Origin of the sequence: Pseudomonas sp. FP215, assembly GCF_030687795.1 — a bacterium.
Taxonomy (GTDB): domain Bacteria; phylum Pseudomonadota; class Gammaproteobacteria; order Pseudomonadales; family Pseudomonadaceae; genus Aquipseudomonas; species Aquipseudomonas salmasensis.
In genome coordinates this window covers 4,972,801-4,984,584 of the sequence record NZ_CP117447.1, presented here as the reverse complement: position 1 = coordinate 4,984,584, position 11,784 = coordinate 4,972,801, and the positions used below count along the sequence as shown (strand labels likewise).

The window sequence follows — 11,784 nt, the reverse complement described above, 5'->3', positions numbered from 1 at the left end:
ACGGCTACATAAACACGGGGTTCAGCGCAGGCGTTCAGTCAGCCAGGTGCCGATATCGTGTACCTCTTGGGGTAACACTTCGTGGCCCATTGGGTATTCCTGCCATGTCACGGTGACACCACGGCCCTTCAAATGTTCGTAGGCGCTGCGGCCCATGGCGTTCTGCACCACTTCATCGTACTGGCCGTGCAGGCACAACGTCGGAATACGCTGCTGGCTGGCGGATAACTCCAGTTCATTATCGAAGGTGGGCGCATAGGTGGAGAGGGCGATCACGCCACCCAAGGGTCCCTCCCATTTCTTGAACGCGGTGTGGAAAACCACCGCGCCACCTTGAGAAAAACCGGCGAGGAAAATTCGCGAGGTGTCTATTCCGGTTCTCTGTTGCGCCTCGATCAGGTCTGTGACCATTTTTGCCGACGTTTCCAGTTCTTCCAGGCTGATCGAACGGGCCGGGCTCATGGCCTTGATGTCGTACCAGCTCGGCATCTCGTAGCCGCCATTAATCGTCACCGGACGCGTGGGCGCTTGCGGCAAAACAAAGCGGGTGGTCAGCAAGGTTTCCTGCAGCGCTTCGGCCACCGGCAAGAAGTCGTAGCGATCGGCGCCCAGGCCATGCAGCCAGATAACGCAGGCGTCTGCGGGCTTGGCAGGCTGAAGAATCAAGGGTTCGGTCATGTTTGCTCCATAGATGTGCGGGCGCTCCGATTAGGTGCGTCGGAACGGTGCGCGACAGGTTGATCTGTTAAGAGAATGTCGCAAGGCTGAATCTTTTGCCATTGAAGCGCAGTTGCAGCCACTCGGCCAAGACTCTGGTACGCGCCTTGCTATGTGTATCTCGATGTCAGAACTCTCCTAGGACGGTAACACTATCAGTGACTGCCGCTCGTGGGAAAGCAACTGGAATTACCGCAAAAACCTCATGCTGCTTGGCCCCAAAAAAAACCAACACGGGTCGATATCGCCTCATAAGGGTGCGCTGAGGTTGGAGCTCCGACACAACAAGAGCAATTGGAGGTTTGTAATGAAGGTATTGAAATCCACCCTGGCCATCGTCACTGCGGCGGCTGTACTGGGTGTCAGTGGTTTTGCCCAGGCGGGCGCCACCCTGGACGCCGTGCAGAAGAAAGGCTTCGTGCAGTGCGGTGTGAGTGACGGCCTGCCGGGTTTCTCGGTGCCGGATGCCAGCGGCAAGATCCTCGGGATCGACGCTGACTATTGCCGCGCTGTGGCGGCTGCCGTGTTTGGCGATGCCACCAAGGTCAAGTTCAGCCAGTTGAACGCCAAGGAGCGTTTCACCGCGCTTCAGTCCGGCGAAGTCGACATCTTGTCGCGCAACACCACCATGACCAGCTCCCGCGACGCGGGCATGGGCCTGAAATTCCCGGGCTTCATTACCTACTACGACGGCATCGGCTTTCTGGTGAACAACAAGCTGGGCGTCAAGAGCGCCAAGGAACTGGACGGTGCAACCATCTGCATCCAGGCCGGTACCACCACCGAGCTGAACGTTTCCGACTACTTCCGCGCCAACAACCTCAAATACACCCCGATCACCTTCGACACCTCCGATGAAAGCGCCAAGTCGCTGGAGTCCGGGCGTTGCGACGTACTGACGTCCGACAAATCCCAGCTGTTCGCCCAGCGCAGCAAGCTGGCTTCGCCGAAAGACTACGTGGTGCTGCCGGAAACCATTTCCAAGGAGCCACTGGGCCCGGTCGTGCGTAATGGCGACGACGAGTGGCTGGCCATCGTGCGCTGGGTGGGCTACGCCATGCTCAACGCGGAAGAGGCCGGTGTGACCTCCAAAAACGTCGAAGCTGAAGCCAAGGCCACCAAGAACCCGGACGTTGCGCGTCTGCTCGGTGCCGACGGCGAATACGGCAAAGACCTGAAAGTGAAGAAGGACTGGGTAGTACAGATCGTCAAGCAAGTGGGTAACTACGGCGAGATGTTCGAGCGCAACCTGGGCAAGAGCACGCCATTGGAAATCGACCGTGGCCTGAACGCCCTGTGGAACAACGGCGGCATTCAATACGCACCCCCTGTGCGCTGATCGCTGATGGTTCTGTCACCCGGTAGGCCAACTGCCGGGTGATGTTCTGTTCCATTATTTTCGGGGCACTTCATGCAAAATCAAATCGGCGCACCCAAGCAGAAGCTCAGCTTCAGCGACCCCAAAGTGCGTGCGTGGCTGTTCCAGATCATCACGATCGTGGCAGTGGTCTCGCTGGGCTGGTACCTGTTCCATAACACCCAGACCAACCTGCAACACCGGGGCATCACCTCGGGTTTCGACTTTCTTGAGCGCAGTGCCGGCTTCGGCATCGCGCAGCACTTGATCGACTACACCGAATCGGACAGCTATGCCCGGGTGTTTGTGATCGGCCTGCTCAATACCTTGCTGGTGACCGTCATCGGTGTGGTGCTGGCAACGCTGCTTGGCTTCATCATCGGCGTGGCGCGCTTGTCGCCCAACTGGATGATCAACAAGCTGGCGACGGTGTACGTGGAGGTGTTCCGCAACATTCCGCCGCTGCTGCAAATCCTGTTCTGGTACTTCGCGGTGTTCCTGACCATGCCAGGGCCGCGCAACAGCCATAACTTCGGTGACACCTTCTTTGTCAGCAGCCGTGGCCTGAACATGCCCGCAGCGCTGGCGTCCGACGGGTTCTGGCCGTTTGTGGCCAGCCTGGCGGTCGCCATCGTTGCCATCGTGCTGATGACCCGCTGGGCCAACAAGCGCTTTGAAGCGACCGGGGTTCCTTTCCATAAATTCTGGGCGGGCCTGGCGCTGCTGGTGGTGATCCCGACGCTGTGCGTGTTGCTCTTCGGCACGCCGCTGCATTGGGAAATGCCCAAGCTTGCGGGCTTCAACTTTGTGGGTGGCTGGGTGCTGATCCCGGAACTGCTGGCGTTGACCTTGGCGCTGACGGTGTACACCGCGGCGTTCATTGCCGAGATCGTGCGCTCGGGCATCAAGTCCGTCAGCCATGGCCAGACCGAAGCGGCACGTTCGCTGGGCCTGCGCCCCGGGCCGACGCTGCGCAAGGTCATCATCCCGCAAGCGTTGCGCGTGATCATTCCGCCGCTGACCAGCCAATACCTGAACCTGGCGAAAAACTCGTCGTTGGCCGCCGGTATCGGTTATCCGGAAATGGTTTCGCTGTTTGCCGGCACGGTGCTCAACCAGACCGGCCAAGCCATTGAAGTCATTGCCATCACCATGAGCGTGTACCTGGCGATCAGCATCAGCATTTCCCTGCTGATGAACTGGTACAACAAGCGCATTGCGCTGATCGAGCGGTGAGGACACCCCCATGACTACGCATACGTTCAAACCTGACATGCCACCGCCGAGCAAAGTCTTCGGGCCGGTGGCCTGGATGCGCGCCAACTTGTTCTCGAGCTGGCTCAATACACTGCTGACCTTGCTGGCGATCTACCTGGTGTACCTGGTGGTGCCACCGATCCTGCACTGGGCCATCCTCGATGCCAACTGGGTGGGCACCACCCGCGCCGACTGCACCAAGGAGGGCGCCTGCTGGGTGTTTATCCAACAGCGCTTCGGGCAGTTCATGTATGGCTACTACCCCGTCGACCTGCGCTGGCGCGTGGACATGACGGTATGGCTGGCCATCGTCGGCGTGGCGCCGTTGTTCATCTCGCGTTTCCCACGCAAGGCGATCTACGGCCTGGGCTTTCTGGTGTTGTATCCGATCATTGCCTACTGCTTGCTGCACGGCGGCGTGTTTGGCCTGAGCAACGTGGCGACCAGCCAATGGGGCGGCCTGATGCTGACCCTGGTGATCGCCACGGTCGGCATCGCCGGCGCCTTGCCGCTGGGCATTGTGCTGGCGCTGGGACGGCGTTCGAACATGCCGGCGATTCGGGTGGTCTGCGTGACCTTCATCGAGTTCTGGCGCGGCGTGCCGTTGATCACCGTGCTGTTCATGTCGTCGGTGATGCTGCCGCTGTTCCTGCCCGAGGGCATGAACTTCGACAAGCTGCTGCGGGCGCTGATCGGGGTGATCCTGTTCCAGTCGGCCTATGTGGCCGAAGTGGTGCGCGGTGGTCTGCAGGCGATTCCCAAGGGGCAATACGAAGCCGCTGCGGCGATGGGCCTGGGCTACTGGCGCAGCATGGGCCTGGTGATTTTGCCGCAGGCCTTGAAGTTGGTGATCCCTGGGATCGTCAACACCTTCATTGCCCTGTTCAAGGACACCAGCCTTGTGATCATTATCGGCTTGTTCGACCTGCTCAACAGCGTCAAGCAAGCCGCCGCCGACCCCAAATGGCTGGGCATGGCCACTGAAGGCTACGTGTTCGCCGCTTTGGTGTTCTGGATTTTCTGTTTTGGTATGTCGCGCTATTCCATGCATCTGGAACGCAAGCTCGACACTGGCCACAAGCGTTAGGAGTTTTTTGATGAGCGAAGCAATCAAACAGCCTGTGAGCCCTGAAGGCATTATCCAGATGCAGGGCGTCAACAAGTGGTACGGCCAGTTCCACGTGTTGAAAGACATCAACCTCAACGTCAAGCAGGGCGAGCGCATCGTGCTGTGCGGCCCGTCGGGCTCGGGCAAGTCCACCACCATCCGCTGCCTCAACCGCCTGGAAGAACACCAGCAAGGCCGCATCGTGGTCGATGGCGTGGAGCTGACCAACGACCTCAAGCAGATCGAAGCGATCCGCCGTGAAGTCGGCATGGTGTTCCAGCACTTCAACCTGTTCCCGCATTTGACCATCCTGCAAAACTGCACGCTGGCGCCGATGTGGGTGCGCAAGATGCCCAAGCGCAAAGCCGAGGAAATCGCCATGCATTACCTGGAGCGCGTGCGCATTCCGGAGCAGGCCCACAAGTTTCCGGGGCAGCTTTCAGGTGGACAGCAACAGCGCGTGGCGATCGCTCGCGCGCTGTGCATGAAGCCAAAAATCATGCTGTTCGATGAGCCGACCTCGGCGCTGGACCCGGAGATGGTGAAAGAGGTGCTGGACACCATGATCGGCCTGGCCGAAGACGGCATGACCATGTTGTGCGTGACTCACGAAATGGGCTTTGCCCGCACCGTGGCCAACCGCGTGATCTTCATGGACAAGGGCGAAATCGTGGAACAGGCGGCGCCGAATGACTTTTTTGATAATCCGCAGAATGAGCGGACTCGCTTGTTCTTGAGCCAGATACTGCATTGATGGAGCGTTAAAAAATAAACCCGGCCTGGTAGCCTAATGCCGTTCAGTCAAGGATTTTTGTAGGAGCGACCTTGCTCGCGAGAAACTCACAGGCGCCGCGTTCAATCAGGAAACACGCGTTCTCGTTGACGTTTTTCGCGAGCAAGCTCGCTCCTACACGGCATGGTTCAGGAGGCTTGGGCCGCCATAAGGTTTTCTACTTTTCCATAAGACACCTGGGTCCAATAATTACCCTCTAAGGGTAATTTTACCAATCGAAAATACTGCTCCTTTTCCTGCCTAAGAACCCTAGTGCGTTGCCTTTGTAGGCAACTCCGAATAGCCTGTAGGAAAATTCATCCTATGATTGGACGAAAGCGCAAATCCCATGACAGACATCGCCCCGCTGATCAAACGCTCCCTGGTTGACCAGGCCCTGGAGCAACTGCGCCTGCGCATCTCCCAAGGCGTGTGGGCCATCGGCGAGCGCCTGCCCACCGAGCCCGAGTTGTCCGCCGAGCTGGGGATCAGCCGGAACACCGTGCGTGAAGCCATGCGGGTGTTGGCCTTTTCGGGCTTGATCGACATTCGCCAGGGCGACGGTAGCTATTTGCGTTCGATGACCGATCCGCTGGGCACGATGCGGGCGCTGTCTCATTGCACGCTGGAGCAAGCGCAGGAGACGCGTCAGATTCTGGAAGTGGAGGCCATCGGCCTTGCGGCATTGCGTCGTACCGAAGCGGACCTTACGGCATTGCGCAAGGCGCTCGCTCTCAGCGCCGAGCGGTATCACGGTGACCTGGAGGCCTATATCAGCGCCGACCTGGCGTTCCACCAGCACGTGGTGGACGCGGCGCACAACCCGGCCTTGAGCGAGCTGTACCACTATTTCTCCGCCATTGTCGGCGCGCAACTGCGCCAGACCCTGAACCGCTCACCGCGACGCCAGGCGGTGTTCGACCTGCATGGAGCGCTACTCGATGCGGTGGAACAACAAGACCCGGACCGCGCCAAATCCCTCTGCCGGCAGTTGATCAATGAATCCTGAAACCCCACGCAAGACCGAACTCGAAGAACTGTTGATCGACGCCGAAGCTGACGACGACAGCGTGCAGCAGGCGCCGCCGAGCGTGGTTCGGCCATGGCTGCTCTTGCTGGGCCTGGTGTTGGTGGCCTTGAACCTTCGCCCGGCCTTGTCGAGCCTGTCGCCGTTGCTGGCAGAGGTTTCGAGCAGTTTGGGCTTGTCTGCCGCCAAGGCCGGTTTACTGACCACCTTGCCGGTGCTGTGCCTGGGCCTGTTTGCACCCACCGCGCCGATGCTGGCACGACGTTTCGGCGCCGAGCGCGTGGTGCTCGGTATCCTGCTGACCCTGGCCGCCGGAATCATCCTGCGCAGTTCGTTCGGTGAGGCGGGGCTGTTCCTCGGTAGCCTGGTTGCCGGGGCGAGCATTGGCATCATCGGCGTGTTGCTGCCGGGTATCGTCAAGCGCGATTTCGCCCGGCAGGCCGGGGCCATGACCGGTGTTTACACCATGGCGTTGTGCTTGGGCGCCGCCATGGCGGCTGGCGCCTCCGTACCTCTGAGCCACGCCTTTGGCGACAGTTGGAAAATCGGCCTGGGCTTCTGGATCCTGCCGGCCCTGGTGGCGGCCCTGGTCTGGTTGCCCCAGATTGGGCAGAAGCACGGAGCCCATCGTGTGGCCTATCGTGTAAAGGGTTTATTGCGCGATCCCCTGGCCTGGCAGGTCACCCTGTACATGGGTCTGCAATCGTCTCTGGCCTACATCGTGTTCGGCTGGTTGCCGTCGATCCTGATCGGTCGTGGCTTGAGCGCGGCCGAAGCCGGGTTGGCGCTGTCGGGCTCGATCATCGTGCAACTGCTCAGCTCCCTGGCCGCACCGTGGCTGGCGACACGCGGCAAAGACCAGCGCCTGGCGATTGTGGTGGTGATGCTGCTGACTCTTGGCGGGCTGTTCGGTTGCCTGTATGCACCGCTGGAGGGCCTGTGGGGTTGGGCGATTTTGCTCGGCCTGGGGCAGGGCGGTACCTTCAGCCTGGCACTGACCTTGATCGTGTTGCGCTCGCGCGATTCCCATGTGGCGGCCAACCTGTCGAGCATGGCCCAGGGCATCGGGTACACCCTGGCGTCAATGGGCCCGTTCGCGGTCGGCCTGGTGCATGACTGGACCGGCGGCTGGACGGCCATTGGCTGGATCTTCGCCGTGATCGGCCTGGGTGCCATCGTGGCCGGCCTGGGCGCCGGGCGTGCGCGCTATGTGCAGGTCACCAGCGAGAAGGTCTAGAGATACACCACTTCCAGCGTGGCCGAGCCATCGAGCGGGGTTTCCACGCTCAGGTCCAGGTTCTGGCGGGCATTGATCACGGTCTGCACCGTGACATTGCCCCCCAGGGTACCGATGGCCGTGGGCCCACTGACGCTGCCCTCCACGTCGGTAAAGCCCAGGTAGCTTCGCGAGCCAATATCGATGGGGTTGAGATTGGAGGTGCGCCACGCCAGGCCACCGGTGGTGGACTCGGTGCCATAGACCTGCGCGGTGTTGCTGGCCTGGGTTTGCCGCGGGTCGAAGGTCATGGAGTAAACCCCCAGGCGGTTGCCGCTGCTATCAAACCCCAGCCCGTAGTAAATCTCGCTGTTGACCATGGCCGAACCGTCGCGGTTGTCGCGCATGCGAAGGGCGTAGCGGACGGGGCCATTGCAGGCGATGCCGACATGCAGCGTCTTCAAGGGCAGGCGCGTGGCGGTCTCCAGGTTCAGGTCTTGCTGGGCAACCTTGCCGTAGTCGATCAGGCCACCGCTGGAAAGCTGCGGCATGCAGGCGGCGGGGACGATCAGGCCGTGGACGCTCAGGTCTACCGTCGAGGCGGCCAGCACCGAGGGCGCGCAGGCCAGTGACAACAGGCAGGAAAGGATGCGGGTTTTCATGGGAGGGACTCCTTACAGGGGGCTCAGGGGTAGACGATTTCGAGCGTGCCGGAACCGTTGATGTGCACCACGTCACGCAAGTCCAGGGTTTGCATCGGCGCCAGGTACGTCTTGATGCGCATCGTGCCGGTCAGGGTCTGCAGGGCGACTGGCCCTGTGGTAACGCCGGTTTTGTCGGTAAAGCCCATGATGCTGTTGGCCGCCATGGGGATCTGCCGTGCGGTGGAACTGCTCCACGCCACGCCATTGCTGGTGGAGTCGGTGCGGTACAGCGTGGGGAGGGCATCGGCGCTGAATTCGGCCGGGTCGATGGTCAGATAAAAGCGCCCGATCTTGTTGCGGCTGGCATCCAGGTCCACTCCATAGGCCGTTTCATCGGTGCCGCCCGTGGCCGAACCGTCGCGGTTGTCCTTCATGCGCAGGGCGAAGCGGATGGGCGCGTCGCAGGTCACGTTCAGGCGCAAGGTGCGGGTGGGCAGCGGTGTTTCAGTGCTGGCGTTGAGGTCTTTGGCGTACAGGGTGCCGTAGTCCACCACGCCTTGGTCGGACAAGCTCGGCAGGCAGGCGATAGGCGCGAAGTGCGCACGCAGTGTCAGTTCCCGGTAGCGCCCGTGGCGCGGGCCATACAACATGCCGGCGACTTCCCAGGTGGTCGCATCGCGTACTTGGGTGGCGGCAGGGTCGGCCCAGGCGCGCAGGGTCAATTGCAGCGCCAGGGTTTTTCCGTTGAGCACCACGCCCCGTTCCACCGGTGCGATGCCGTGGTCGGTTCGCCATTGCATGACGCTGCCGGTGGCTACGGGCGCCTGCCCCACTGCGGGCAGCACACCCAGCTCCACCGCGCGGCCGTCGAGCAGCGCATTCCCGACTTCAATGGCGTAGCTGCCGTGCTCGGTAAACTGCCAGCGCTGTGGGTTGGCAGCTTGCGCCCGGTAGAACAGGCTGAGGTCTTCGGCCTGGGGGCAACTGACGGTCACACTCAGTCGACGCTCGCCGAGCAGGCGTTGTGGTGCGCTGTCGTTCTGGGCCAGGCGGCTCATCAGGCCCAAATCCAGCAAGGGTTCACTGACGTTCAGTTGGCATTCTTCAAAAGCCTGGGCTGTGCCGGCGACGCCGACCAACAGCCCCAGGCACAGTTGACGCAAACAGCTTGCAAGGGGCATGGCGGGAATCCTCAAGGTGCGTGACAGCGTGCGGGGGCCGTTTCGAAGTACACCGAGGGGTCGGCTTTTTCCGGCAGCGAATAACGCAATTGGCAACGACTGCCCTGGGGCGTAGTTATCCACAGCGTCGATTGGCCCAGCACATTGGGTAGAAACACCTGGCTGCCTTCCTGCACCAGGGTGATGAACTCGCCGTCGGCACTGCTGACCGAGGCACCCGCCGGCAGCGGCGCGCCCTGGTCGTTGCTGACGGTGAGCAGCAGGCGGCGGGTCAGGCCGACACCGAACTCGACGCGGTCCACGGCGCCACGGCCGGCCGAAATCATGGCCAGGCCGTTGTTGATATCGGCGTTGCGCGGCAATGAACGTGTTTGCACTTCCACCGGGCTGCGCCCGTAGGCGGCGACCTGCGGCACCACGGCCTGGCCTTGCCAGTCGGTCCACACCGGGCCGCTGGGGGTGCTGAGCTTGATGCCGCTCATGTCGCCGACCGACACCAGCGCGAAGGTGTCGCGCACCGGGTAGGGGGAAAAGGTCATACCGTCGCCATGCAGCACCACACCGCCGCGCGCACCGCCTTGATAGCTGGAACGCTCGGCGTCGGAGCGGCTGTAGCTGAGGTCTAGCTGGCTGTAGCGTGGCAGCGCGGAGATGCCCAGGGTGGTTTCCACTTGATGGTCGCTGCTGTCGTGTTCGGCGCTGACGCGGTAGCTGAGTTGGTCGTCGATCTGTTCGGTGAGGCCCAGGCCGGTGCGGTTTTCGCCGCCGGAATTGCGCACCCAGCTGCGCAGCCGGCGACTCTCGCCCAGCGGTACGCTGATATTCAGGTACACCGCGTTGTCCTGCTGCTGGCGGCCGCCCATTTGCCACTCGGCGCTGGCCGACAACGACACCGCACCGATGCTCGTGCCCCAGGAGGCCAGCGCACGGCTGCTGCTGTCACCGGCAAAATTGGCCGAGCGCGAAACCCCGGCGCTGAACGCACCCAGACGTGGATGGGACCAGCCCAGGTTGAGGCTTTGCTGGTCGCGGTAGCGCGAATCCCGGTTGTTGTCGTCGCGCGCGTAAGTGCTTTCTTCAAGTTCGCGATAGCCGATGCTGCGCCAGGAATTGGCGGCGCTGATCGACCACTGCTCACCCAGGCGCTGGGACCACGACAGATCGGTCTGCACGCCGGAGATTTTTTCTTGAGCCTGGCTGTTGGACACTTGCGTGGACAGTTGGATCTGGCTGTCCAGCCACGGCAACCAGCCCAGGCTGGCGCCCACCGAACGGTATTGACTGGCCGCCAGCACGCCCGTGCCGAGGGTCAATTGCGGGTGCAAGGTGCCGGTCCAGCCGCCACTGACTACCCACGGATCCTCGCCTTTGGCATCGCCCACATTACGCACTCGGCCCGCTGCCACGGAGTAACCCGGGGCTGGTAACCCGAGCCCGAGCATGGCCGCTGGCACGGTGAAGCGTCGTTCAGCGCCGACGCTTTCCTTGACCGTGACTTCAACGTCCGAGCGGGTGTTCAAGCGACGCACATCGGTGAGGGTAAAGGGCCCGGCGGGCACCACGGTGGAATGAATCAACGCGCCGTTCTGGCGAACCTCTACCTGGGCCGGGCTGTTGGCGATGCCCTGGATCAGCGCGCCCTGGCCTTGCTCTTGAAGGGCGTGCTCGGTGAGCACCTGCACCCCGGTGATCTGCGCGCCGGACAGCACCGGGTTGTACAGGTTGATCTGCCCGGCCTGCAGCACCGCCTGGTGGCTGGCGAAGGTGCGTTGGGCATAGGCTTCCAGGTGGGTACTGCGTGACAGGCCATCCTGCCAGGTCTGCACCTGGCGGCTGCGCACGATCCAGTCGCCAGCATTGAACCCCACCTCGGTATTGGCCGAGCCAAACCGGCTGGCGTCATCGCCGAAGCGGTTGTAGAAGCCGCTGAGGTCGTAGTTGAGCAGCCCGGCAAAGCCGCCGGTTTCGTAGCCGGAGATATCCTGCTGCACGGGGCGCAGGGCGTCGGTGGGCACCACCAGCGACACCGTCAGTGTCGACGGGTCTGGCTCCACAAGGGTTTGCGGGTAGCGCGCAAGAAAATCATCGCAGCCCTCGATTTCACCGAGCGGCAGCAGATTGGCGGCGTCCAGCAAGGCGCGGTCAAAGCACAGCTTGCCTTGCTGATCGAAGTTCACCGCCAGCCGGCCACGGCGCTGGCCGTTGACGCGCAGGTTGACGGTGTGTTGCCCGGCCGCGTAACGCGGTGCGGAGAGCAACAGGCTGGCCAGCTGTGGGTCGATACCACGTTGTTGCAAGGTCTGGGCATCGAAGCCGGACGGGCTGGAAACTTCGGCGCACACCTTGGCCGGTATGAGCGCACACAGCAGCAACGCCAGCACCAGGGCAGGGCTGGCAGAGGGAGCGGGCACGGCTTCGCCGTCACGGTAACTCAATACTGTTTTCACGCAAGGTACTCGAGTAGTGAACGCACAGGCCTTGTGGGCCGGGCGTTCTGGTGACGAT

General features: G+C 62.1%; 10 protein-coding genes. 6 read left to right on the top strand and 4 right to left on the bottom strand.

Translation table 11 applies throughout. The annotated features are described in order from the left end of the window. Positions 1-21: 21 nt before the first annotated feature. The gene (locus PSH76_RS22580; protein WP_305492959.1) at positions 22-678 is read right to left on the bottom strand and encodes an alpha/beta hydrolase; all 657 of its coding nucleotides are present in this window, start codon (positions 676-678) and stop codon (positions 22-24) included. Between the two features lie 346 nt (positions 679-1,024). Between PSH76_RS22580 and PSH76_RS22575 the strand changes: the two genes are divergently transcribed. From PSH76_RS22575 to PSH76_RS22550, 6 genes are all read left to right on the top strand, one after another. Continuing rightward, positions 1,025-2,056: an amino acid ABC transporter substrate-binding protein gene (locus tag PSH76_RS22575; RefSeq protein WP_057701502.1), complete on the top strand. Its 1,032-nt coding sequence runs from the start codon at positions 1,025-1,027 to the stop codon at positions 2,054-2,056. A 72-nt stretch (positions 2,057-2,128) separates the two neighbouring features. Then, positions 2,129-3,310 (top strand): amino acid ABC transporter permease, encoded by a 1,182-nt coding sequence (locus tag PSH76_RS22570; RefSeq protein WP_098949510.1) that lies wholly within the window; start codon positions 2,129-2,131, stop codon positions 3,308-3,310. 10 nt (positions 3,311-3,320) lie between these two features. Beyond that, on the top strand, positions 3,321-4,418 hold the full coding sequence (locus PSH76_RS22565; RefSeq protein WP_003188758.1) for an amino acid ABC transporter permease: 1,098 nt from the start codon (positions 3,321-3,323) through the stop codon (positions 4,416-4,418). 10 nt (positions 4,419-4,428) lie between these two features. Next, positions 4,429-5,193, top strand: a complete 765-nt coding sequence (locus PSH76_RS22560) for an amino acid ABC transporter ATP-binding protein (protein WP_003188759.1) — start codon at positions 4,429-4,431, stop codon at positions 5,191-5,193. A gap of 367 nt (positions 5,194-5,560) precedes the next feature. After that, positions 5,561-6,220, top strand: coding sequence for a FadR/GntR family transcriptional regulator (locus PSH76_RS22555; protein ID WP_305492958.1), 660 nt, complete (start codon positions 5,561-5,563; stop codon positions 6,218-6,220). Beyond that, positions 6,210-7,475, top strand: a complete 1,266-nt coding sequence (locus tag PSH76_RS22550) for a CynX/NimT family MFS transporter (protein ID WP_305492957.1) — start codon at positions 6,210-6,212, stop codon at positions 7,473-7,475. The genes PSH76_RS22555 and PSH76_RS22550 overlap by 11 nt, the downstream gene beginning before the upstream one ends. On the opposite strand, the gene PSH76_RS22545 is transcribed toward PSH76_RS22550, so the two are convergent. The 3 genes from PSH76_RS22545 to PSH76_RS22535 are packed head-to-tail and all read right to left on the bottom strand — an operon-like array spanning position 7,472 to position 11,726. After that, positions 7,472-8,116, bottom strand: coding sequence for a DUF1120 domain-containing protein (locus PSH76_RS22545; protein WP_305492956.1), 645 nt, complete (start codon positions 8,114-8,116; stop codon positions 7,472-7,474). The genes PSH76_RS22550 and PSH76_RS22545 overlap by 4 nt on opposite strands. Positions 8,117-8,139: 23 nt before the next feature. Further along, positions 8,140-9,279, bottom strand: a complete 1,140-nt coding sequence (locus PSH76_RS22540) for a DUF1120 domain-containing protein (RefSeq protein WP_305492955.1) — start codon at positions 9,277-9,279, stop codon at positions 8,140-8,142. A gap of 11 nt (positions 9,280-9,290) precedes the next feature. Further along, positions 9,291-11,726, bottom strand: a complete 2,436-nt coding sequence (locus PSH76_RS22535; RefSeq protein WP_305492954.1) for a fimbria/pilus outer membrane usher protein — start codon at positions 11,724-11,726, stop codon at positions 9,291-9,293. Positions 11,727-11,784 lie beyond the last annotated feature (58 nt).

Bases quoted from the DNA above. Each gene is read 5' to 3' on its own strand.
- PSH76_RS22545 (WP_305492956.1), bottom strand. From the start codon at position 8,116: ATGAAAACCCGCATCCTTTCCTGCCTGTTGTCACTGGCCTGCGCGCCC.
- PSH76_RS22555 (WP_305492958.1), top strand. From the start codon at position 5,561: ATGACAGACATCGCCCCGCTGATCAAACGCTCCCTGGTTGACCAGGCC.
- PSH76_RS22575 (WP_057701502.1), top strand. From the start codon at position 1,025: ATGAAGGTATTGAAATCCACCCTGGCCATCGTCACTGCGGCGGCTGTA.
- PSH76_RS22540 (WP_305492955.1), bottom strand. From the start codon at position 9,279: ATGCCCCTTGCAAGCTGTTTGCGTCAACTGTGCCTGGGGCTGTTGGTC.
- PSH76_RS22580 (WP_305492959.1), bottom strand. From the start codon at position 678: ATGACCGAACCCTTGATTCTTCAGCCTGCCAAGCCCGCAGACGCCTGC.
- PSH76_RS22565 (WP_003188758.1), top strand. From the start codon at position 3,321: ATGACTACGCATACGTTCAAACCTGACATGCCACCGCCGAGCAAAGTC.
- PSH76_RS22560 (WP_003188759.1), top strand. From the start codon at position 4,429: ATGAGCGAAGCAATCAAACAGCCTGTGAGCCCTGAAGGCATTATCCAG.
- PSH76_RS22550 (WP_305492957.1), top strand. From the start codon at position 6,210: ATGAATCCTGAAACCCCACGCAAGACCGAACTCGAAGAACTGTTGATC.
- PSH76_RS22570 (WP_098949510.1), top strand. From the start codon at position 2,129: ATGCAAAATCAAATCGGCGCACCCAAGCAGAAGCTCAGCTTCAGCGAC.